The sequence below is a fragment of the Microbacterium sp. MYb62 genome (assembly GCF_002979475.1).
Lineage (GTDB): Bacteria > Actinomycetota > Actinomycetes > Actinomycetales > Microbacteriaceae > Microbacterium.
Window position 1 is genome coordinate 1 of record NZ_PCOY01000009.1, and the last position, 21,724, is coordinate 21,724.

The 21,724-nt window shown below is 67.9% G+C and carries 22 protein-coding genes and 2 tRNA genes; 15 read left to right on the forward strand and 9 right to left on the reverse strand.

Features of this window, described 5'->3' with window-relative positions; all coding sequences use genetic code 11:
- Positions 1–798: 798 nt before the first annotated feature.
- From CQ042_RS10770 to galU, 4 genes are all read right to left on the reverse strand, one after another.
- Positions 799–871 (reverse strand) — tRNA-Ala (locus tag CQ042_RS10770).
- A gap of 52 nt (positions 872–923) precedes the next feature.
- Positions 924–1,769, reverse strand: coding sequence for a hypothetical protein (locus CQ042_RS10775; protein WP_105670487.1), 846 nt, complete (start codon positions 1,767–1,769; stop codon positions 924–926).
- A 92-nt stretch (positions 1,770–1,861) separates the two neighbouring features.
- Complete coding sequence (locus tag CQ042_RS10780) at positions 1,862–2,473, reverse strand: GNAT family N-acetyltransferase (RefSeq protein WP_105670488.1); 612 nt, start codon at positions 2,471–2,473, stop codon at positions 1,862–1,864.
- A 43-nt stretch (positions 2,474–2,516) separates the two neighbouring features.
- Entirely contained in the window at positions 2,517–3,404 is an 888-nt protein-coding gene (galU, locus tag CQ042_RS10785; RefSeq protein WP_105670489.1) for a UTP--glucose-1-phosphate uridylyltransferase GalU, read from the reverse strand.
- 41 nt (positions 3,405–3,445) lie between these two features.
- Between galU and CQ042_RS10790 the strand changes: the two genes are divergently transcribed.
- Genes CQ042_RS10790 through mscL form a run of 3 tightly spaced genes read left to right on the forward strand, consistent with a single transcriptional unit; the run spans position 3,446 to position 4,777 of the window.
- On the forward strand, positions 3,446–4,042 hold the full coding sequence (locus CQ042_RS10790) for a 5-formyltetrahydrofolate cyclo-ligase (RefSeq protein WP_105670490.1): 597 nt from the start codon (positions 3,446–3,448) through the stop codon (positions 4,040–4,042).
- A 15-nt stretch (positions 4,043–4,057) separates the two neighbouring features.
- On the forward strand, positions 4,058–4,330 hold the full coding sequence (locus tag CQ042_RS10795) for an FmdB family zinc ribbon protein (protein WP_105670491.1): 273 nt from the start codon (positions 4,058–4,060) through the stop codon (positions 4,328–4,330).
- 24 nt (positions 4,331–4,354) lie between these two features.
- A complete protein-coding gene (gene mscL / locus CQ042_RS10800) occupies positions 4,355–4,777 on the forward strand; it encodes a large conductance mechanosensitive channel protein MscL (RefSeq protein WP_105670492.1) in 423 nt (140 codons plus the stop codon).
- 102 nt (positions 4,778–4,879) lie between these two features.
- Here the strand turns inward: mscL and CQ042_RS10805 are convergent, their stop codons facing one another.
- Entirely contained in the window at positions 4,880–5,083 is a 204-nt protein-coding gene (locus CQ042_RS10805) for a hypothetical protein (RefSeq protein WP_105670493.1), read from the reverse strand.
- On the reverse strand, positions 5,076–8,756 hold the full coding sequence (locus tag CQ042_RS10810) for an ATP-binding protein (RefSeq protein ID WP_105670494.1): 3,681 nt from the start codon (positions 8,754–8,756) through the stop codon (positions 5,076–5,078). Before CQ042_RS10810 ends, CQ042_RS10805 begins: the two co-directional genes overlap by 8 nt.
- A gap of 217 nt (positions 8,757–8,973) precedes the next feature.
- Here CQ042_RS10810 and CQ042_RS10815 point away from each other — a divergent pair, with 217 nt between their 5' ends.
- On the forward strand, positions 8,974–9,486 hold the full coding sequence (locus CQ042_RS10815; protein ID WP_105670495.1) for a methylated-DNA--[protein]-cysteine S-methyltransferase: 513 nt from the start codon (positions 8,974–8,976) through the stop codon (positions 9,484–9,486).
- A 76-nt stretch (positions 9,487–9,562) separates the two neighbouring features.
- Here the strand turns inward: CQ042_RS10815 and CQ042_RS10820 are convergent, their stop codons facing one another.
- Both CQ042_RS10820 and CQ042_RS10825 read right to left on the reverse strand, forming a co-directional pair.
- The gene (locus CQ042_RS10820; protein WP_105670496.1) at positions 9,563–11,200 is read right to left on the reverse strand and encodes a cation acetate symporter; all 1,638 of its coding nucleotides are present in this window, start codon (positions 11,198–11,200) and stop codon (positions 9,563–9,565) included.
- Positions 11,197–11,544, reverse strand: coding sequence for a DUF485 domain-containing protein (locus CQ042_RS10825; RefSeq protein WP_105670497.1), 348 nt, complete (start codon positions 11,542–11,544; stop codon positions 11,197–11,199). Before CQ042_RS10825 ends, CQ042_RS10820 begins: the two co-directional genes overlap by 4 nt.
- 109 nt (positions 11,545–11,653) lie before the next feature.
- On the opposite strand from CQ042_RS10825, the gene CQ042_RS10830 reads away from it, so the two are divergent.
- Both CQ042_RS10830 and CQ042_RS10835 read left to right on the forward strand, forming a co-directional pair.
- Complete coding sequence (locus CQ042_RS10830; protein ID WP_105670498.1) at positions 11,654–12,511, forward strand: LuxR C-terminal-related transcriptional regulator; 858 nt, start codon at positions 11,654–11,656, stop codon at positions 12,509–12,511.
- Between the two features lie 78 nt (positions 12,512–12,589).
- Positions 12,590–12,934: an Lsr2 family protein gene (locus CQ042_RS10835; protein ID WP_105670499.1), complete on the forward strand. Its 345-nt coding sequence runs from the start codon at positions 12,590–12,592 to the stop codon at positions 12,932–12,934.
- Between the two features lie 30 nt (positions 12,935–12,964).
- Here the strand turns inward: CQ042_RS10835 and CQ042_RS10840 are convergent, their stop codons facing one another.
- Entirely contained in the window at positions 12,965–13,615 is a 651-nt protein-coding gene (locus CQ042_RS10840) for a MarR family winged helix-turn-helix transcriptional regulator (RefSeq protein ID WP_105670500.1), read from the reverse strand.
- 88 nt (positions 13,616–13,703) lie between these two features.
- On the opposite strand from CQ042_RS10840, the gene idi reads away from it, so the two are divergent.
- The 9 genes from idi to CQ042_RS10885 all read left to right on the forward strand — a co-directional run bounded on the left by idi (position 13,704) and on the right by CQ042_RS10885 (position 21,722).
- Entirely contained in the window at positions 13,704–14,225 is a 522-nt protein-coding gene (gene idi / locus CQ042_RS10845) for an isopentenyl-diphosphate Delta-isomerase (RefSeq protein WP_105670501.1), read from the forward strand.
- A gap of 2 nt (positions 14,226–14,227) precedes the next feature.
- Positions 14,228–15,310 (forward strand): polyprenyl synthetase family protein, encoded by a 1,083-nt coding sequence (locus tag CQ042_RS10850; RefSeq protein WP_105670502.1) that lies wholly within the window; start codon positions 14,228–14,230, stop codon positions 15,308–15,310.
- On the forward strand, positions 15,307–16,215 hold the full coding sequence (locus CQ042_RS10855) for a squalene/phytoene synthase family protein (protein WP_105670503.1): 909 nt from the start codon (positions 15,307–15,309) through the stop codon (positions 16,213–16,215). The genes CQ042_RS10850 and CQ042_RS10855 overlap by 4 nt, the downstream gene beginning before the upstream one ends.
- Positions 16,212–17,813 carry a phytoene desaturase family protein gene (gene crtI / locus CQ042_RS10860; RefSeq protein WP_105670504.1) on the forward strand — a complete coding sequence of 534 codons (1,602 nt, stop codon included), beginning with the start codon at positions 16,212–16,214 and terminating at the stop codon, positions 17,811–17,813. Before CQ042_RS10855 ends, crtI begins: the two co-directional genes overlap by 4 nt.
- Positions 17,813–18,160, forward strand: a complete 348-nt coding sequence (locus CQ042_RS10865) for a lycopene cyclase domain-containing protein (protein WP_105670505.1) — start codon at positions 17,813–17,815, stop codon at positions 18,158–18,160. The genes crtI and CQ042_RS10865 overlap by 1 nt, the downstream gene beginning before the upstream one ends.
- Complete coding sequence (locus CQ042_RS10870) at positions 18,157–18,501, forward strand: lycopene cyclase domain-containing protein (protein WP_105670506.1); 345 nt, start codon at positions 18,157–18,159, stop codon at positions 18,499–18,501. The genes CQ042_RS10865 and CQ042_RS10870 overlap by 4 nt, the downstream gene beginning before the upstream one ends.
- Positions 18,498–19,391 (forward strand): prenyltransferase, encoded by an 894-nt coding sequence (locus CQ042_RS10875; protein ID WP_105670507.1) that lies wholly within the window; start codon positions 18,498–18,500, stop codon positions 19,389–19,391. Before CQ042_RS10870 ends, CQ042_RS10875 begins: the two co-directional genes overlap by 4 nt.
- Before the next feature lie 31 nt (positions 19,392–19,422).
- On the forward strand, positions 19,423–21,609 hold the full coding sequence (locus CQ042_RS10880; RefSeq protein WP_105670508.1) for an MMPL family transporter: 2,187 nt from the start codon (positions 19,423–19,425) through the stop codon (positions 21,607–21,609).
- A gap of 40 nt (positions 21,610–21,649) precedes the next feature.
- A tRNA-Arg gene (locus CQ042_RS10885) sits at positions 21,650–21,722 on the forward strand.
- Positions 21,723–21,724: the final 2 nt, after the last annotated feature.

Below are 21,724 nucleotides of genomic sequence, written 5' to 3' on the forward strand. Positions count from 1 at the left end.
TGTTGAGTTCTCAAGGATCGGATGCTCCCACGACCCAGCCATCACAGCCAGGCCCGCAGGGCAACTTCTCTATCTTACCGATCTCGCTTCCGTTGTCAAGTCCGAGTTTCTTCGGCCTGACCGTGGGAACGGATCAGCACCTTCATCCTGTTCACTCTGTGAGTGTTTCGGATTCGGGAGGTGTTCGTTACTTGACGGGAGCCGGTCCGAGGACCTCCGCTCAACCGTTTGGGGCGAACAAGTAATAAGTTACGCGGATCCCGGGGATCCGGCAAATCAGGGCTGACCGCCGGGCGTGTCGCCCGTTTTTCCGTGCGGGAGCGTGGCCGACCGGGACGGCGCGGCCTCGTCGCCGGCCTCGGCTGCGGCACGGAACCACTTTCGCGCACTCCCAGGTCTCCCCTCTCCTCCGCTCGAGGCCCCCTCGTGAACAAGGCCTCGGAGAGACCGCCGTTCGCGGAAGCCTCGAGCCAGGAGTCCGCCTCCGCTTCCTCTCCGGCGTTCAATGCCAGGATCCCGAGGTGGGCAGCTCGCTTCGGCATCGCCTCCCCGCTCCCCTGCTCTGCAGCACGTTCCAGACGTGCGTAGGCAGTGTCGGCATCGCCAGCGCGCAGCGCTTCTCCCTGCGCGATCAGGGTCTGATCGTCGTCGGCGTCGGCGGCTCCGGTCATGCCGGACGCCCTACCCGCGCCGTTCGACCGCTTGTCGGCGATGACGCGCAGCCCGGAACGCGGCGAGGAGACGAACGAAGAGGGAAAAGAGAAGAGCCCCGGTTCTCACCGGGGCTCTTCTGTTCTGTGGACCTAAGGGGATTCGAACCCCTGACCTCCTCGATGCGAACGAGGCGCGCTACCAACTGCGCCATAGGCCCGTGAACGACATCTACGCTATCACGGCGGAAGAGCTGTTCGCGTCGCGGCCGGTCAGCCCGCAGCGCGGCGCGAGAGCAGATCGCGCACGTGCGCCTCGATCTCGGCGTCGTCGACGAATCCCATCCGCGCGTACGGCGATGAGGCGGCCGGCAGAGCGACCGGGGCTTCGGGGGCCATCTGCTCGGCCCGCTCACGCAGCTCGGCGAGCCTTGCTGCCTTCCGACGCTGCTCCTGCGCCTCGATCTGGGCCTGCGCAGCCTGCGCACGCGACCCCGACACAGACACCAACGGCTCCGGCAGTGGACGAGGCGTCCACGTCGCCGGCCCCTGGTCATGCAGCTCGGGGGCGACACGCGGCGTCGACGCACGGGTGACCACGTGGGTGGCACGGGCGACTCTGGTCGCGACGGCCGCCATTCTCTGCAGCGTGATGCCGGCGATCACGACCATGACTCCGCCGATCCAGAGCAGCAGCGAGCTCCCGACGGCGAGAAGCTGCCACACACCGAAGCCTGCGGCGACGAACCCGAGCAGCACCGTGGTGGTCGCCGCCACGCGGACCCTTCTGCGCGCTCGTGCACGACGGATCACGGGGTCGGCCCTGGTCGCGGCGAGTTCCTCACGAAGACTCTCGAGTTCAGCGGCCTCCCGCTCGGACTGCACCCGTTTCGCCAGCTTCTGCTGCGCGAGGGCGGTGCGCGCGTTCAATTCGAAGCGCACTTCGCCCGGGGTCTCACTCGTCTCGGCGAGAACGCGCAGGGCCTGGTTCAGACGAACGGCGTTGCGCTCGGAGGCGTTGTACTGAAATCGCCCCCGCCACGACGGAAGCAGATAGAGCATCCAGAGGAGCACGGCGACGAGCACGATCACTCCCCCGCTCAGCACCGGCCCGTCCATGTTCACCACGCTAAGGGCTGAGAGGGGACAGCGCCGTACAGGAGGGCGCGTGTCGCGACGACTCCCTGCGGATACTCACCCGTGGAGGCGCCTCAGTGGGCGATTCGGTCGGACGGCGGCACGGTCGCGGCCTCGGTCGGAACCTGACCGCTGAGCCATCGTGCGAGCACACCCTGGGGGACGTCTTCCCTCGTGAGCGCGAACGCATAGTGATCACGCCAGTCCCCATCGATGTGGATGTAGCGACGACGCAGCCCCTCGTAGCGGAAGCCGAGCTTCTGCACGACACGCAGGCTCGCCACGTTCTCCGGGCGGATGCAGATCTCCATCCGATGGAGCCCGTACTCCGTGAAGCAGGCATCGGTGGCGAGCGCGACCGCCGTCGGGGTGATCCCCCGGCCGGCGAAGCGCTCGCTCACCCAGTATCCGATCGTCGCCGAGCACAGCGAGCCCCGAGCGACCCCCCAGACGTTGAGCTGCCCGGCGATCTCGCCGTCGTACTCCATGACGAACGGGTAGCCCGAGCCGTCGCGGTACTGCTGGAGAAGACGACGGATGCTGAGTCGCATGTCGAACGAGACCGACCCGTACGGGACCGTCGCCTCCCATGGTTGGAGCCAGGACCTGTTCGCCAGCAGCTCGTGCTGCAGCGGCCGGGCATCCTTCGCACGGACGAGCCGCAGTTCGATGGGTCCGTGTCGCATTCCTGCCGCCAGATCCATGCCGCACCGACGCCCGCGGAGTCGCCTAGAGGCGTTCCGCGAACTCCTTGAGCCAGGGGCGCAGCTCGGGACCGAGATCGTCCCGGTCCGACGCGAGCTGCACGATCGCCTTGATGTAGTCCACGCGATCGCCCGTATCGTAGCGACGGCCGCCGAAGACGACGCCGACGACGCCGGGGCCGTCGGGATCGGTGGCCATCTCCTCGAGCGCGTCGGTCAGTTGGATCTCGCCGCCCTTGCCGGGCTCGGTGCGCTCGAGGATCTCGAACACCGACGCCGGGAGCACGTAGCGCCCGATGATCGCGAGGTTCGAGGGCGCATCCTCCTGCGCGGGCTTCTCGACGAGGCCGGTCACCCGGACCGCGTCGGACCCCTCGATCGACTCGACGGCTGCGGCGCCGTACATGTGGATGTTGGCGGGATCGACCTCCATCAACGCGATCACCGCAGCGCCGGAGCGTTCGTGCTCGGCGATCATCTCGGTCAGGAGCGGATCGCGTTCGTCGATGAGGTCGTCGCCGAGGAGGACGGCGAACGAGCTGTCTCCCACATGGGTGCGGGCGCGCAGCACCGCGTGCCCGAGCCCCTTCGGCTCGCCCTGACGGACGAAGTGGATGTCGGCGAGGTCGCTCGACTTCATCACACGCTCGAGCCGCCCCGTGTCGCCCTTCTCCATGAGCTTCACCTCGAGCTCCGGAACGGAGTCGAAGTGGTTGGAGATGGCGTTCTTGTTGCGGCCGATGATGACGAGGATGTCGTCGATACCGGCATCCGCCGCCTCTTCGACGACGTACTGGATCGCCGGCTTGTCGACGACAGGCAGCATCTCTTTCGGCATCGCCTTCGTCGCGGGCAGGAAGCGCGTCCCCAGCCCCGCCGCGGGAATGACGGCCTTGATCTTATGGTCAACCATCCTCCCAGCCTAGCGGTGAGCATCGCCGTAGACTCGGAGCCATGGCGAACGACGTCGAACACGCGAAACGCGCACTCCGCGCCGAGCTCCGCGAACGACGCCAGCTTCTCTCCGACCCGCAGCGCGAGGCTGCAGCGGCGGCGATCGGCGAGCGTCTCGACGCTCTGGTCGACGAGCTCGATGCGCGCTCGATCTCGTGCTTCCTCTCCACCACCACCGAGCCGGGCACCCGTGACTTCGTGACGAGGGCCGTGCGTCGGGGCATCCGCGTGCTCCTCCCGGTCACTCGCGCCGACGGGCTCCTGGACTGGGCGGTGGCGACCGACGGCGACGAGATCTCGGAAGGACTGTTCGGCCTCCCGGAGCCGACCGGCGAGGTCCTCGGTCCGATCGCCGTCAACGACGTGGATCTGATGATCGTCCCCGCTGCCGCTGTCGACCGCACCGGGATGCGCATGGGCTGGGGCCGCGGCTACTTCGACAAGACGATCGGCTCGATGGAGAAGTGCCCGCCTGTCTACGCCGTCATCTATGATTCCGAGGTACTCGACGAACTTCCGCGAGAGGTGCACGACCAGCCGGTGAACGGCGTCGTCACCCCGTCGCAGACCCTCACCCTGTCGCCCCCGCGACGCTGATCTGCAAGGAACCCCATGCCCACCTACGCCTATGCCTGCACGACGTGCGGGCACAAGTTCGACGCCGTGCAGAGCTTCGCCGACGACGCGCTCACGGTATGCCCGGAGTGCGGTGGCGCATTGCGCAAGCAGTACGGCTCGATCGGCGTCACCTTCAACGGCTCCGGCTTCTATCGCACGGACTCGCGCGCCAAATCCGGTGGATCGTCGGATGCTTCGGCATCATCGAAGACGGAATCGACGACGAGCGCCAAACCGGCGGCTGCGTCGACTCCGGCCTCTTCCTGAGGCGCTGATCTGTTGGGGGATCCCATGCTCAAAGGTTTCAAGGACTTCCTGCTCCGCGGCAACGTCATCGACCTGGCCGTCGCCGTCGTCATCGGCACCGCGTTCACCGCGATCGTGACGGCAGTCGTCAACAGCATCATCAACCCGCTCATCTCGCTCTTCCTCAAAGCGGATGCCGCCGGAAACTTCGGCATCCCGGTGCAGAGCATCTACGGCGAGACGGTCGTGTTCCCGATCGGCGACCTGATCACGGCGATCATCAGCTTCCTCGCCGTCGCGGCTGTCGTCTACTTCGTCTTCGTCCTGCCGATGAACACCTTCAAGGCGCACGTCGAAGCACGCAAGGGCACTCCGGCGGAAGAGCCGGAGGAGGAGCCGGCCGCCGCGAGCGAAGCCGAGCTGCTCGTCGAGATCCGCGACCTGCTCAAGGCTCAGCGCGGCGCCTGACCGCTCGACACGCATTCGAGACGCACGTTCCCTCTTCGGAGGGGGCGTGCGTCTCTCGTTCGTGCCTCCCGGTCGGAAGGAGGCCGGCGGGCGGACGGGACCTCAATAGTGAGGCGGCACGTCCTGGATCAGCTGCTCGTCGTTCGGCCCTTTGGCTCCCCGGGGGCGCACGGGCGGAGGCGACGCCTCGACGGGGCCGGACTCCGGCTCCGGATCGCTCCCGGGAACCGGCGTCAGACGCGCACGCCGAGAGCCGGGCACCCGCACCACCCGCTGGCGCGGCGTCGCGTCGGATCCGTCAGTCATTCTGCGTGTCGACGATGTCTATCGGCTGGGTGTCGTTCTCGGCGCGGGGAGCCGAGTCGGAGATGCCCAGGACCGCGGCGATGCGCGTCGCCGCCGTGGCCGGATCGCTGTACAGATCGAACGCATGCACACGTACGTAGTGCCAGCCCAGACGACGCAGCACATGGGGTCGCAGCCGCAGCGTCTCCCGCAGGGACTCGCCCCGGGACTCCGGGTCGGACTCGATGACGACGGCCTTGCCGCCGTACTGCGCGACGAGGGGAAGCAGACCGCGGTAGTCGACGTCGACGGATGCTCCGAGGCGCCGCAGCTCCCGTGCGAGAGCGAGGGTCAGCGGATCGGCGAGATCCTCCAGCCGGGCATCCCTGCTGCGAGCGGCGAGTCCGCCGAGGATCGACATCAGGGTCGCGGCTCCGTGCTCGAGGCGCCCGTCGTCGAAGGACGAGGGGCGGATCGACGAGACGATGACCATCGAACGCCGTGCCCTCGTCATCCCCACGGTGAGCAGACGCTCTCCGTCGGGCGTGGAGAGATCCCCGAAATCGCTCAGGACGCGACCGTGCTTGGTGAGGCCGAATCCGAGCGAGAAGATGACGCGGTCTCGGCTCTCCGCCACCGACTCTTCGAGGGTGAGGACGGCGAAGGGCTCCGCCGTGTCGCGACCGACGAAGTCGGCGACGTCGGACCGGCCCGCGAAGGCCGAGGTGACCGCGGCGCGCACCCTCTCGGCGTGGCGGGCACTGGCCGTCACGACCATGAGCGACTCGGCCGGCCGATGCACGGCATGCTCGACCACGAGGGTGACCACGCGGGCGACCTCGGCATCGGGGCTCTCGACGGCGCCGGAGACGGGATCGGGAGTTCCCGTGCCGCCTTCCACGTAGTCGACCGTGAGGCTTCCGCGCCCGAGATACGAGCCAGCCCACGGCAGCGACACGATCTCGCCGCCGTAGAAGGCGTCGTTGATGAGCTCGGCCAGATCCTCGCCGCCCGCTCGGTAGCTGCGGGTCAGTGTCATCACGGGCAGGAGCTCGGACAGACGCTCGAACGCGGAGACATCATCGAAGGGCACTTCCGCCTCCCACGACTCATCCGGGTCGACCGCGATGCGGAAAGGAGTCGGCCGCTGGGTGACGGGATCGCCGAACGCCACGATCTGGCGCGCTCGACGGATCGCCGGTGCCGCCTCCGCCAGGTTGATCGCCGCGGCATCGACCAGGAGCACCGTGTCGAACTCCACGGAATCCGGGATCTCCGGCACGAGGTACGGCGACGAGATCCAGACCGGTCCGAGCACGTCGACGAGTGCCGGTGCCGCACTGACGACCTGCGCGGTCGTCGTCGACGGCTGGGTCAGCGCGCGGCGCAGATGCTGCGACTGCACCGGCTCGTCCACGATGGCGATCCGCCACTGGTTGGCGAGCTGCCACGCCAGCAGCGGTCCTGCCATGGCGGCGTGGGCCTCGTCGACGAGTCGGAAGTCCCGCTCGAGGCGATCCACGACCGCGGTGTTCGCACCGAGAAGCGCGCGGTTGTCCTGCAGGGCGCGTTCGAGGAGCGACTGCCACCAGGCGAACTCCAGCTCCTCCCCCACCTGCGACTCGGACACATGGCGGACCGACAGCTCAGCGAGAAGAGGCTCCAGCCCGAGGAGAGCGAGACGGTCACGCAGCTGGGCGCGCTCCACGAGGTTCTCGAAGACATCCGACTTCGCGGCGAGTCCGGCGAGTGTGCGCACGAGACGCGCGACGGGGAGCGATGCCAGAGGCTCGCGGCGTCCCAGCGCCACATCGAGTTCGGCGAGCTCGGCTTCGACCCGCTGCCAGGAGACATACACGTCGGCGAGACCGAGCGGGATCTCCGGCGCGACACCGGCCTCGACACAGCGCTGCCACTGGGTGCGCTGCGCCTGGATCCGGAGCAGGGCCTCATGCATCTCGGTGACGTGGACACCCGGACGGACGTACTCCTTGGCGAGTCGACGCAGCCGCCGCCTGTTCGCCCCGGAGAGACCTGGGGCATCGCGGCGCGAACCGTGCGCCTGGATGAGTTCCCCCAGGGGACGCTCGAACACCGTCGGGCTGAAGCGATCGAGGGAGTCTCGGATCCCCTGCAGCAGTCGCAGGTATTCGCCGAGCTCATCGATGGTCGAGAACGGCCGCATGTGCGTCTGGGCGATCAGCTCGTAGCCGCGTTCGAGGAGGGCGGGGACGCTCTGGGAGTGCAATCGGCCGGCAAGCTCGTGCGCGGCCCTCGCCGCCTCGGTGCTGGCGAAGGTCACGCCGTACCAGGGGGAGTCATCCGGTCCGAAGCGGAACTCCCCGAGACGCGCCGCCTGCGCGAGCGCCTCTGCGGCCTCCGTCCGGTCGGCGGCGAGGCGACGCAGCGCATCCGGTCCGAGGCGCGCCGTCGTGGAAGGCGGGACCTTGAGAGACGCGAGTCTGGTGAGCTGGCGGGTCGCGTCGAGAACCGAGGCGTCCATCCCCGCGACGGGGGCGCTGAGCGCCTGACGGTAGTCACGGAGCACGGTGCGCAGGCGCACGAGCGCATCGTCGACGTCGCTGACCTTGGGAGCCGTGGCCTTCTCGTTCCGACCGATCGCCCTGACCAGGTCGCGCCGCACACTCGCCGGGGAGATCGCCAGGCTGTCCAACCCGATTCCGGCAAGCCGGTGGCGCACCCCGTCGAGGGTCGACCGGCGCGCCGACACCACGAGCACGCGCTTGCCACCGCGCACCAGCTCTCCGAGCGCATTGATCACGGTTTGCGTTCCGCCGGTTCCCGGGAGCGTCGCCACCGTGAGCGAGTGCCCCGCTGCGATGCGGGCGAGGACCGCCTCCTGCTCGGCATCCGCGTCGAGGAGGAGGTTGTCCGATGCGGGAGCGCGGTCGTCGGGGCCGATGTGGTGCGGCACGGCTCGAGGCGCGGTCACCCGCTCGCGGTCCCCCACATGGCCGGCGAGGGCATTCAGCATCGGATGGTCGAGGCTGCCCGCATCGCGGGACATGACGCCGGAGACATCCGCGAACGTCGAGACCACCAGTCGGGGTTCGACGGAGAACGTGTCGATCGACCGCGTCATGGCACGGAGGCTGTCGATCACGGGCTGCGGCTTGAAGACGCCGCCGTCATAGGCGAGGGCGGCGAGCGCCGCGGCATCGATGGAGAGCCCGAAGTGATCGCGCGCGATGCGGGCGAGCTCCGGGTTCACCTCGAACGTTCCCTGGAGCTTGAGCTCGAAATCCGAGTGGTGGCGCCGGATCGCCAGCGGGCGCAGCAGTACCGGTGCGGCGAACTCCGCTCCCCCGATGCGCCACCGGGCGACGCCGACGGCGAGATGCACCGCCTCGATCCCGCGCACGGTGCGCAACTCGGTGTTCTTGGCGGTGATGCGCTCCGCGGCCAGTCGCGCGGTGCGCAGACCCACCTCGTCGCGGAAGAGGTTCGAGAGGAGCGTCGACTTGCCGGTGATGAACTGCGGCAGGCTGCCGGGATGCGCCTTCGAGATGTCGATGCCCGACTCCTGGCCGTCCCGGAAGCTGACCAGGGGCGACGGGCCTCCGAGATCGGCGGCCTCGGCCCTCAGCCGACTGCGTTCGGCTTCGGCAGCGTGCGCGATCTGGATGCCGGTGTCGGTGACGCGCAGATCGCCGATCGACACAGCAGTCTCCACCGCTGTGTCCTCCGCAGACTTGCTTTCACGTCGCCACACAATGACACCCTAGGCGCGCGACCCCCGGAGATGACGTATCCCAGGCGGGTTTCCGCCGAATTCCCGCCGTTTCACGGCCTTCCGCACTCCTCCTCCCCTGTGCTCGCGCTGCTCGCGTTCTCCACTCTCCTCGGCAGGCACGCGCCGCGTGGTCGGTCACCCCGGTCAGGATAGGGGCATGACCTTCCGCTACGACTTCGCTCCGACCCCGTTCGGCGATGCCCTCGCGGTGTTCTCCGACGAGGGCATCGTGCGATTCGACCTCTCCGAGTCCGAAGATCCTCACGTGCCCTGGCTTCTCGAAGGAATCTCTCGACAGCTTCGGGCCGTACCCGAACCCGACCCGGGGGCCGCAGACGAGCTGGCACATCTCCTCGCCGAGTACTTCGATGGCGAGCCGGTGCGTTTCGAGGAACATCTCCGACTCGACTGGCGACTCGTCGACGGATTCGCCTTGAACGCCCTGCAGACGATCTGCACGATCGAGTGGGGAGAGACGATGAGCTACGGGGAGGTCGCGGTCCTCGCCGGGCACCCCGGTGCCGCACGCGCCGTCGGCACAGCGTGCCGGATCACGCCGTTCTCGATCATCGTGCCGGTCCATCGCGTCGTGCGATCCGACGGCAGCGCGGGGCACTACGGCGCGCACCCCGAGCGCAAGCGGTTCCTCCTCGACCTCGAGGCGGGCTGAGCCGTCCCGAGCGATGCGTGGGCCCGGCGAGTAGGCCGCCGGGCCCACGCATCATGCTCGGTCCGATGACGACACCTCAGTGCTCGACGGCCTTCTCGGCACCGAAGCCCGTGAGCGAGCGCACCTCCATCTCCGCAGCGAGCTGTGGGGACTCCTTCCGAGTGCTGGTGATCGTGCCGAGCCATCCGAGCAGGAAGCCGAGCGGGATCGAGATGATGCCGGGGTTGTTGAGCGGCCATATCGCGATGTCGATCCCGGGGATCATCGACGTCGGCGTCCCCGAGAAGACCGGCGAGAGGATGATCAGCAGGATCGCCGAGCCCAGTCCGCCGTACATGCTCCACACCGCACCACGGGTCGTGAACCGTCGCCAGAACAGCGAATACAGGATGGTGGGGAGGTTCGCCGAGGCGGCGACCGCGAACGCCAAGGCGACCAGGAAGGCGATGTTCTGCCCCTGCGCTCCGATGCCGCCGAGGATCGCCAGGATGCCGATCACGATGACGGTGCGACGAGCGACGCGCACTTCCCCGTTCGGGTCGGCTTCGACCGGCTTGCCCTCGACGTCCTTGCGCCCCTTCTGAATCACGTTCGCATAGATGTCATGCGCGAAGGATGCCGCCGCGGTGATCGTGAGGCCGGCGACCACGGCGAGGATGGTCGCGAAGGCCACCGCCGAGATGAAGCCGAGCAGCACCGGTCCGCCGAGGCGGAGCGCCAGCAGCGGCGCCGCGGAGTTGACGCCGCCCGGAGCGGCCGCGATGACGTCGGCCCCGACGAGCGCTCCGGCGCCGTAGCCGAGCACCAGCGTGAGCAGATAGAAGCCGCCGATGAGCCAGATCGCCCAGACGACCGAGCGGCGTGCCTCTTTCGCGGTCGGCACCGTGTAGAAGCGCATGAGCACGTGGGGCAGCCCCGCGGTGCCCAGCACGAGGGCCATCCCCAGGGACAGGAAGTCCCAGGGGTTCGCCCCGTACTGCAGCCCCGGAGCCAGGATCGCATCCCCCTTGTCGGAGTTGGCGACGGCCGCCTCGAGAAGCGTGTTGAGACTGAACCCGTTGATCGCGAGCACCCATACCGTCATCCCCAGGGCTCCGCCGATGAGAAGGAACGCCTTGACGATCTGCACCCAGGTCGTCCCCTTCATCCCTCCGATCAGCACGTACACGATCATGAGCACCCCGACGACGGCGATGACGATCGACTGACCGACCCGGCCGTCGATGCCGAGCAGCAGCGACACCAGCCCGCCGGCCCCCGCCATCTGCGCCAGCAGATAGAAGAAGCACACCGCCAACGTGGTGATCGCAGCGGCCATCCGCACCGGACGCTGATTGAGGCGGAACGACAGCACATCCGCCATCGTGAACTTGCCGGTGTTGCGCATCAGCTCCGCGACCAGGAGCAGAGCGACCAGCCACGCGACCAGGAATCCGATCGAGTAGAGGAAGCCGTCATACCCGTTGATCGCGATCGCGCCGCAGATGCCGAGAAAAGAGGCGGCGGAGAGGTAGTCGCCGGCGATCGCGAATCCGTTCTGCGGACCTGTGAAGGATCGTCCGGCCGCGTAGTAGTCGGCCGCGGTCTTGTTGTTGCGGCTGGCCCTGATCACGATGAAGAGCGTCACCGCGACGAACGCCAGGAAGATCGAGATGTTGAAGACGGGGTTTATCTCGAGCGCGGCCTGATCCGCAGCCAGGCGAATTCCGTTCATGCCGCGCCCTGCGCCTTCTCGAGCTCTTCGCGGATCTCGGTCGCGAGCGGATCCAGTTTTCTATTGGCGAAAGAGACGTACGCCATCGTGATCCCGAATGTCGTCACGAACTGTCCGAGACCGAGGAGAAGTCCGATGGTGATGTCGCCCCACACTCGCTGGCCCATGAATTCGGGGGCGAAAGCCGCCAGAAGCACATAGACGAAATACCAGACGAGGAAGAACGCGGCGAGCGGGAAGATGAACGATCGCTGGGTGCGTTTCAAAGTCAGGAATCTCGGCGACTGCTCGACGGCGATGTAGTCGATCGCGCCGTGGGAATCTGCGTGCGTCTGGTCGCTCATGGGGCCTCCTTGCCACATGTCCGGTTACCCGCACGACTCGATCGTGCGAATGGTAGGGTCGACGCTACGAAACGGGGAACTGCATCGTCACCCCCGGAAGTAGGTAGTCGTGAGCTCAGTCACCCCCCGCGAAACCGAGGCAGAACTCGTCGCCAATGCCGTGCGCGAGCTCGCCAGGCGCACGCGCTTCCCTGTCGCATTCGGCGGGCTCATCGAAGAGGGCGTCGTGAGCGTGACCAGCATCGTCGGCGCCCGCACACGATCGCTCGACGGTCTGCGAGTACGCCCTGAACGCGGACTGGGCGGACGGGCGATGATGGAGCTCCGCCCCCGGATGACGAGCGACTACGGGTCGTCCCAGCAGATCACGCACGACTACGACGTGTTCGTCCTCGGTGAGGGCCTGCGCACGCTGCTCGCGCTGCCGATCATCGTGCAGGGACGGTCCCGGGGAGTCCTCTACGCGGGCGGGTGGGACGAGGAGCAGGTCGGCGGAGTCACCACCGCCCCTGCCATGCAGGTGGCACAGTCCGTCGCCGACGAGCTGCGCATCCGAGACGAGGTTCAGCGACGATTGCAGACGACCCCACTCGGGGGCGATGCCGTCGCTCCTCCGCAGCGCGAAGAGCTGCGCGAGAGCTTCGCGGAGCTGCGTAGCATCGCGGCCTCGGTCGATGACGCCGACATCCGCGCCCGCATCGCGCAGGTCGAGCGCCGGTTGATGACGCTGGCGGGCGATGCGGCACCGACCACGACGGGTTCGGTGCCGACGATCCATCTTTCTCCTCGGGAGACCGATGTGCTCGCCTGCGCCGCACTCGGATCGACCAACGCGGAGATCGCCGCGCAACTCGGCTTGCGCGAGGGCACGGTCAAGGCCTATCTGGGCACCGCGATGTCGAAGCTGGATGCCTCCACTCGCCATGCCGCCGTCACCCGTGCACGTCGCGCCGGTCTCCTTCCCTGACCGGCGCCGAAGTGAATTGTGACGTCACGCCCTCCTGTCGTCTTGTCGCATTTCCTCTCGGAGAGTAAAGTCCCCTTCATGGCGAGAAGAATTGTGCACCAGCTGGTCGACGACATCGATGGCAGCGTCCTGGAGGTCGGCGAAGGCGAGACCGTTCATTTCTCGCTCAATAGCGCCTCCTACGAGATCGACCTGAATTCGGCGCACGCGGATGAATTGCGAAAGGCGCTCGAGCCCTATATCTCCGCAGGGCGACGGGCCGGCTCTTCGCAGACTGTTCGTGCGTCTGCACCCCGCAAGCGTCCGGCGCGCAATCCCGAGGTCGCGGCGATCCGCGCGTGGGCGAACGAGAACGGTTACACCCTTTCGGAGCGCGGTCGCATTCCCGCTCCGATCGTGGATGCCTACAACGCGGCGCATTGATCTGCGCCTGAACCGCTTTCCCGCAGCGAGCTAGCCCGCCGTCTCCTGCAGCCAGGGCTCGTCGCGCAGAGTGATCTCCTGCGTCATGTCCACGAGGAACCGGATGACCACATCTCTCTCGGCGGGCGACAGCCGGGCAGCGGCGTAGAAGCGCTTGGCCTGCTGACGCCCGACGGTCTCCATCGCCGCGAGGCGGGTCTCCGGAGTGATGCTGATGTGGAGCGCCCGACGATCTGTCGGGTGCGGTGCCCGGGTGATGTGACCGCCCTGTTCCAGGCGGTCGAGGAGCTTCGTGGTGGCCGCGGTCGAGACGCCGAGATGATGGGCGATGCCCCCCGGCGTCGCCACCAGGTTCCGGTTCGCGCAGACGATGAGGTAGTGCAGCGCGCGCATGTCCGTCTCGTTCAGACGCATGTACCGCCGGGACGCCTGGGAGAGCGTCTGCTCCGCTTCGCGGAGGCCGGCGAGAGACTCCATGAGCCGGGCGATCTGCTTCAGCTCCTCCGGGGGAACACCCGTCCGATCGATCAACGTGCTTCGTGGATCGCTGGCTTCCACGTCGTAGATCGCCGCGTGGGTCAACCCGTCCGGAGTCGCGCCCGACCGGCTCCCCGTCGCCTCGACTGGAGGGAGCGGTGCCTCCGCGCCCGAGCGCGGGGTGGTGCCGGGCTCCGTGTCCATGCGATCATGTTACACACCAACAGTTTCATGCTAAGTTGATTACTCACTAAGTTAGCTAAATTTCGAGGGCTGAGGTCAAGGAGATGCCATGGATGACGTGACCCTCCTCGCCGAAGACGGGACCGCTGTCGGCACGCTTCCCAAGAGCGAAGTCCACACGAGCGACACCCCGCTGCACCTCGCGTTCTCGTGCTACGTCCTCGACCCCGCCGGCCGACTCCTCCTCACGCGGCGGGCACTGGTGAAGCGCACCTGGCCCGGCGTCTGGACGAACAGCTTCTGCGGACACCCCCGGCCGGATGAGCGGATGCCCGACGCCGTGCGGCGACACGGCCTCGACGAGCTCGGCATCGACGTCTCCGACGTCCGCCTCGCTCTCCCCGCGTATCGCTACCGGGCTGTCGACGCCAGCGGCATCGTCGAGAACGAGATCTGTCCGGTGCACGTCGCTGTCATCGACGGCCAGCCCACGGCCAACCCCGACGAGGTCTCCGAGTGGATCTGGGTCGACGTCGACGCTCTGATCGCGGCCGTCACACACACGCCGTTCGCCTTCAGCCCCTGGCTGGTCGAGCAGCTCCCCCTCCTGCGACAGCTCGGCGAGGTCTGACCGTGGGGGCGACGACGACGGAGGAATCCCTCGGGACACAGATCGAAGAGGCGTTACGACAGCGCTTCGCGGAACGACGCGCGGCGGCCGCCCCGTACGGGCGCGAATTCGTCGGGCTGTGGGAGGCGGCGGAGGCACATGCCCTCGGCGGAAAGCTAATACGCCCGCGGCTGCTCATGGAGCTCGTGCAAGCGCTCGCCCCGGAGCCGCTCTCGACGGAGGAGACACGCTGCGCGGTCGACGTCGCCGCCCACGTCGAGCTCCTCCACTTCTCGTTCCTCCTCCACGACGATGTGATCGACGGGGATCTGATCCGACGGCGCGGACCGAACCTGATCGGAGCGCTCGCCGCACGACGACCCGGCGAGCCGGTGGAACCCGCTCTGCACTGGGCCCGTTCGAGCGCGATCCTCCTCGGCGACCTGCTGCTGTCGTCCGCGGTACTGGGATTCGCGCGCGCGGACATCGGCCCCGAGGCCAGGGAGCGCCTGCTCGCCCTGCTGGAGCAGACGATCTTCGAGACGGTGGCCGGGGAGCACGCCGATGTCGCATTGAGCGACGGGATCATCGCACCCGATCTCCGCACGATCCTGTCGACGAGCGCCGACAAGACGTCGACCTACTCCTTCGTCCTCCCCCTGCGCGCCGCTGCGGTTCTCGCGGGGTCCTCCCCTGCCACCGAGGAGCGACTCACGTCCATCGGTCGGCACCTCGGTCTCGCGTATCAGCTGCAGGATGACCTGCTGTCGGTGTTCGGCGACCCGGATGAGCACGGGAAGGACGCCTTCTCCGATCTCCGAGAAGGCAAAGAGACCGCGATCATCGCGTATGCCCGCATGACGAGCCAGTGGGAGGCCATCGATCTGCACTTCGGCCGCGCGGATCTGAGCACGACGGAGGGCGCAGAGACCCGCGACAGGCTGCGCGACTGCGGCGCCGAGAGCTTCGTGCGCGGCCTGGTGCAGGAGCATCTCGACACCGTGTCGGCCATGCTGGTCGACGCGGAGTCCGACGGCTCCCTGCCGGCAGCGGCCGGGCAGACCATTCGGGCGCTCGCCTGCCGTGTCGAAAGCCGCGTCCGATGACCGCGAACCCCGCTGATCGGTCCGAGGACACAGCGCTGCGCCGGTTCAACCGCACAGCGGAGATCGCCACCACCGACGTCATCCGCACCTACTCGACGTCGTTCGGTCTCGCGACGCGCCTTCTCGGTGACCGCCATCGGCAGCATGTGCGGAACATCTACGCGATGGTGCGCATCGCCGACGAGATCGTCGACGGGGTGGCGGCGGAAGCCGGCCTCGACAGCACTGCCCAGTCCGCGGCCCTCGACTCGTACGTCGCCGAGACCCACCGCTCGATGCGCAGCGGGTACAGCAGCGATCTGATCCTGCACGCGTTCGCTCGCACCGCACGGGAATGCGGCATCGACGAGGACCTGACCCAGCCCTTCTTCGACTCGATGCGCGCCGACATCGCGGGCAATTCCGGCTTCGCCGCCTACGACGCCGAGGCCCATGCGGCCTACGTCTACGGCTCAGCCGAGGTCGTCGGACTCATGTGTCTGCAGGTGTTCCTCCGCGGCACGGATCACACCGACGACGACCTCGTGACCCTCCGACGCGGGGCACGCCAGCTCGGTGCCGCGTTCCAGAACGTGAACTTCCTGCGCGATCTCGCGGATGACACGGATCGTCTGCACCGCGGGTACCTCGGCGGATCGGATCGCCTGACCGACAGCCAGCGGGATGACTGGGTCGACACGGTTCTCCGGCAGCTGGCGGATGCTGCCGTGGCGATCCCCCTCCTGCCCAAGGACGCCCGCGCCGCCGTCCGCAGCGCCCACGCCCTCTTCTCCTCGCTCACTCGGCGCGTGGCGAAGACCCCCGTCGATGAGCTCTACCGCCGACGCGTTCGGGTGCCGGATCCGGTCAAGGCCGCACTCGCCGCTCGCGCGGTCGTCGTCACCGCGATGGAACGCGACCGATGAGCCGGGTGGTGGTGATCGGAGCGGGTGTCGCGGGGCTGGCGACGGCGGGCCTGCTCGCGCGAGATGGGCACGAGGTCATCGTCCTCGAGAAGAACGACCGTGTCGGTGGGCGAGCCGGAACGATCGAACGCGACGGTTTCCGCTTCGACTCCGGCCCCTCGTGGTACCTGATGCCGGAGGTCTTCGACCACTTCTTCGCGATGATGGGGACCACGACCGCGGAACAGCTCGAACTCACTCTGCTCGACCCCGGATATCGGGTCTTCGGCTCCCCGAAGTCGTCGGTTGCGACGCAGGCTCCGGTCACGGTCCCCGCGGGTCGAGACCAGGTCACCCGACTCTTCGAAGGTCTCGAGCCGGACTCCACGGATGCACTCGACGCCTATCTCGATTCCGCGCGGCACGCCGGCGTCATGGCGCAGAAGTACTTCCTCTACAACCCGTTCACCAGGATGCGGTCGCTGCTCACTCCCGAGGTGCTGCGTGCGCTGCCCCGCCTCTCCACGCTGCTCGGCACACGGTTGCAGTCCTTCGCGGCGCGCCGCTTCCGCCACCCGGTCGTCCGCCAGATCCTGGGCTACCCGGCGGTCTTCCTCGGCACCGACCCGCGGACGGCCCCGGCGATGTATCACCTGATGAGCGCGCTCGACCTCGATCAAGGCGTGAGCTACCCTCAGGGCGGGTTCTGGCGCGTGATCGAAAGGATCGAAGCGCTCGCCCTCGGCGCCGGGGTTCGCATCGTGACCGGGGCCGACGTCACGGGCATCCGTACACAGGATGGGAACGGTCGCACCCACGTGACCGGCGTCGGCTGGCTCGACGCCACGGGTGACACGCACGTCGAGAGCGCCGACATCGTTGTCTCCGCCGCAGATCTACATCACACCGAGACCGCGCTGCTTCCGCGATCGCTCCAGTCGTACCCCGAGTCCTGGTGGGCCCGACGTACCAGCGGGCCCGGCGGCGTGCTCGTGATGCTCGGTGTGCGCGGGGCGCTCCCCGAACTCCCTCACCACTCTCTGTTCTTCACCGACGACTGGGACGCGAACTTCGACGCGATCTTCGGCCCCTCGCCGTCCGTCCCCGTTCCGGCATCGATCTATGTCTGCCGCCCGAGCGCGACAGATGCCGAGGTCGCGCCGGCCCGCCACGAGAACCTCTTCGTGCTGGTCCCGGTCCCGGCGGACGTCGATCTCGGCCACGGAGGCTCGGAGGGTGCCGGATCACCCGAGGTCGAGCGCGCCGCCGACGCCGCGATCGACCAGATCTCGACCTGGGCACGGATCCCCGATCTCCGCGAACGCATCGTCCTGCGCGAGACGAAGGGGCCGGCGGACTTTCGCGACGACTATCGCTCCTGGCGGGGAGGGATGCTGGGGCCCGCCCACATCCTCTCCCAGAGCGCCATGTTCCGCGCACAGAACGCGTCCAAGCGGGTGCGGGGCCTCTTCTACGCCGGCGCCACCACCGCTCCCGGCGTCGGGGTCCCGATGTGCCTCATCAGCGCGGAGCTCGTCCTCAAGCGCATCCGCGGTGATCACTCTCCCGGCCCGCTCCCGGTGCCTCGGCATTCTGCCGTCGAAACGGAGCGGTCCTGATGGGCGCCCTGTACCTCACCGCCCTCCTGGTGTCGCTGGGCTGCATGCTGCTTCTGGATCGGCGGTTCCGCCTGTTCTTCTGGCGGGATCCGGTGTCGGCCCTGGTCGTGACGGCGATCGGACTCGTGTTCTTCCTCGTGTGGGACGTGGCGGGCATCGCCAACGGCATCTTCCTACGTGGCGATGCCGCGATCGCGACGGGACTGGTGTTCGCGCCCGAGCTGCCCATCGAAGAGCCGGTGTTCCTGCTCTTCCTCGTGGTGTGCACGATGGTCATCTACACCGGGACAGCGCGCATCCTCGGCCGGCTCAGGGAGCGGCGCCGCACGAAGGGCGGTCGGTCATGACCTACCCGCAGCTCGCCGCGTGCTTCCTCCTCGTGGCGGTGATCGGAGGCGTCGTCCTGTCCGTCGCCAGCCGTCGACGCGGTCCCATGCCATCCGCCGTACTGCTGACCGTCGTGGTGCTGTTCATCCTCACCGCCGTGTTCGACACCGCGATGATCGGGAGCGGACTGTTCCACTACGCGCAGGATCCGCTGCTCGGCGTGCACATCGGTCTGGCTCCCATCGAGGACTTCGCGTACCCGCTCGCGGGCGCGCTGCTCCTCCCGGCCGTGTGGACGGCGCTGCGATCACGACGGCGAGCGCGCGACCCACGGCCCGACGACGACGAGGATTCCCGGTGAGTGCCGGCTCGGCCCCCTCGCGCTCCTTCGGGGCGGACTTCGCGCAGATCGTGCTGTCGTCGCGACCGATCAGCTGGATCAACACGGCGTTCCCGTTCGCTGCGGCCTACCTTCTCAGCACACGAGAACTCGACGCCACCTTCGTGATCGGGACCCTGTATTTCCTCATCCCCTACAACCTGGCGATGTACGGCATCAACGACGTGTTCGACTACGCGTCGGACCTGGCGAATCCTCGCAAGGGCGGGATCGAGGGCGCGCTCCTCGCCCCTCGCATCCACCGGGCGACGCTGTGGGCGGCGGCCGCGACGAATCTTCCCTTCCTCGTCTACCTCGTGATCGTCGGAAATCCGACGTCCTGGTTCTGGCTGGCGGTGAGCGTGTTCGCGGTGATCGCGTACTCGGCGCCGATCCTCCGTTTCAAAGAGCGCCCTTTCCTCGACTCCGTCACCTCGAGCACCCACTTCGTGAGCCCGGCGATCGTCGGACTCGCCCTGGCGGAGGCGCCGGTCACCTCCGGCACGGTCCTCACGCTCACCGCGTTCTTCCTCTGGGGCATGGCCGCCCACGCTTTCGGAGCCGTGCAGGACATCGCCCCGGACCGCGAGGCGGAGATCTCATCGGTCGCGACCGTCATCGGCGCTCGCGCGACGGTACGCCTGTCGCTCTCCCTGTGGGTGATCGCGGGCGCGGCGATGCTCCTGACGCCGTGGCCGGGGCCGCTCGCTGCGGCGCTCGCGCTTCCGTATGTCGTGAACGCGGCCCCGTGGTGGAACGTCACGGACGAGACCTCTGCCTCCACCAACCGTGCATGGCGACGGTTCATCGCCCTGAACTACTTCGCCGGTTTCCTCGCGACGATGATCCTCATCCTCGCGTGGGTCGCCTGACCTCCGAACCATCTCCGCCGAAAGGAACCCGATGTCCCGCCCCGACCCCACGCCGACTCCGCCGATCAGGGAGCGTTCGCGACGCCACTCGTGGGTGCGCGTCTTCCTCCCCGTGGCTCTGATCCTCGTGTGGCTGGTGGGCGCCTCCCTCGGCGGGCCGCTCTTCGGCAAGGTCGACGAGGTGTCATCCAACGAGCAGACCACCTACCTCCCCGAGTCGGCGGACGCGACCCAGGTGCAGCAGCTGCTCGGCGAGTTCAACGACAGCGATTCCATCCCGGCCATCGCCGTGTTCACCTCCGAAGACGAGCTCACCGACGCAGAGCTCGACGCGATCTCGGATGCCGTCGCGGATGCCCCGAACGTCGAGGGGGTCGGGGACGACGTATCCCCGGCCCTCCCTTCTGACGACGGGCGGGCGGTTCAGGCGTTCATCCCGATCGACGGCGATGCCGAGCTCGCCGATGCGACAGCCGCTCTCGGCGATGAGCTGCGTGCCGCCGTTCCCGACCACATCTCGGTCTACATCACGGGGCCCGCAGGGTTCAGCGCCGATCTGGTGGCCGGTTTCGCCGGCATCGACGGCCTGCTCCTGGGTGTCGCGCTCCTCGCCGTGCTGGTCATCCTCGTGCTCGTGTACCGCTCGTTCCTGCTGCCCATCGTCGTGCTCTCGACGAGTCTGTTCGCCCTCTGCGTCGCCCTGCTCGTCGTGTGGTGGCTCGCGAAATTCGAGGTGCTGCTGCTCAGCGGGCAGACGCAGGGCATCCTCTTCATCCTCGTGATCGGCGCCGCCACCGACTATGCCCTGCTCTTCGTCGCCCGATTCCGTGAGGAGCTGCGGGTCGCACAGGACAAGGGCACCGCTGTCATCGCCGCCTGGAAGGGCTCCGTCGAACCCATCGTCGCCTCGGGCGGCACCGTGATCGCCGGTCTCCTGTGCCTGTTGCTGAGCGATCTGAAGTCGAACAGCACGCTGGGGCCGGTGGCGGCGATCGGGATCGTGTTCGCGATGCTCTCGGCACTGACGCTGCTGCCTTCGCTGCTGCTGCTTTTCGGCCGCGCGGTGTTCTGGCCGCGCCGTCCGCGTTTCGAACCCGAGGTCGTCGCTGCGGAGCACGGTATGCGCACGACCGGATTGTGGGCGCGCCTCGCGCGTCTCATCAAGCGGCGTCCGCGTGTGATCTGGATCGTGACGACTCTCGTCCTCCTCGCCGGAGCCGCCGGGATCACCCAGCTCGATGCGGACGGCGTACCTCAATCCGATCTGGTCCTCGGCGCTTCCGAGGCGCGCGACGGCCAGGTGGCGTTGGGCGAGCACTTCCCGGGAGGCTCCGGCAGCCCGGCCTACGTGGTGGTCGACGAACAGCATCTGCAGGATGCCGCGAACGTCATGCTCCAGAACGATGGCATCGACGCCGTCTCGGTGACGGCCGCCGACTCTCCCAGTGGCGCGGCTCCCGTGACCGAAGACGGGATCACCGCGGTCGGCCCTCCCGGCACGCCAGCGCCCGACCCCACCACGGTCGACGGCGACGTTCTGCTGCAGGGAACGCTGACGGATGCCGCAGACTCCGAGGCCGCAGCTGCCACGGTGCGAGAGCTCCGTGGCGACCTCGACGACCTGGACGCCCTCGTCGGCGGCGTGACCGCGACCTCGATCGACACCAACGACGCCTCCATCCACGACCGGAATCTCATCATTCCCGTCATCCTCGTCGTGATCATGTTCATCCTGATGCTGCTGCTGCGCTCGATCCTCGCGCCTGTTCTGCTGATCCTGACGACCGTTCTGTCCTTCGGCACAGCCATGGGTGTGTCGGCGCTCGTCTTCAACGGGATCTTCGACTTCCCCGGGGCCGATCCGGCCGTTCCGCTGTTCGGATTCGTGTTCCTCGTCGCGCTCGGCATCGACTACAACATCTTCCTGATGACGCGCGTCCGAGAGGAATCGAAGGCGCACGGCACGAGGGAGGGGATCCTGCGCGGACTGTTGATCACGGGCGGGGTCATCACCTCCGCGGGCCTCGTTCTCGCGGCGACGTTCGCCGCGTTGTCGGTCATCCCGATCCTGTTCCTCGTGCAGTTGGCGTTCATCGTCGCTTTCGGGGTGCTGCTCGACACCTTCGTCGTCCGTTCGCTTCTCGTCCCGGCTCTGACGTACGACATCGGCAAGGCGATCTGGTGGCCGTCGAAACTGTGGCGGCGCGGGGAGGACTGAAACACGGCGGCGTGCGGCCGGTCGCCTAGACTGGACGCACGCCCTCGTAGCTCAGGGGATAGAGCAGCCCTCTCCTAAAGGGCAGGTCGCAGGTTCGAATCCTGTCGAGGGCACG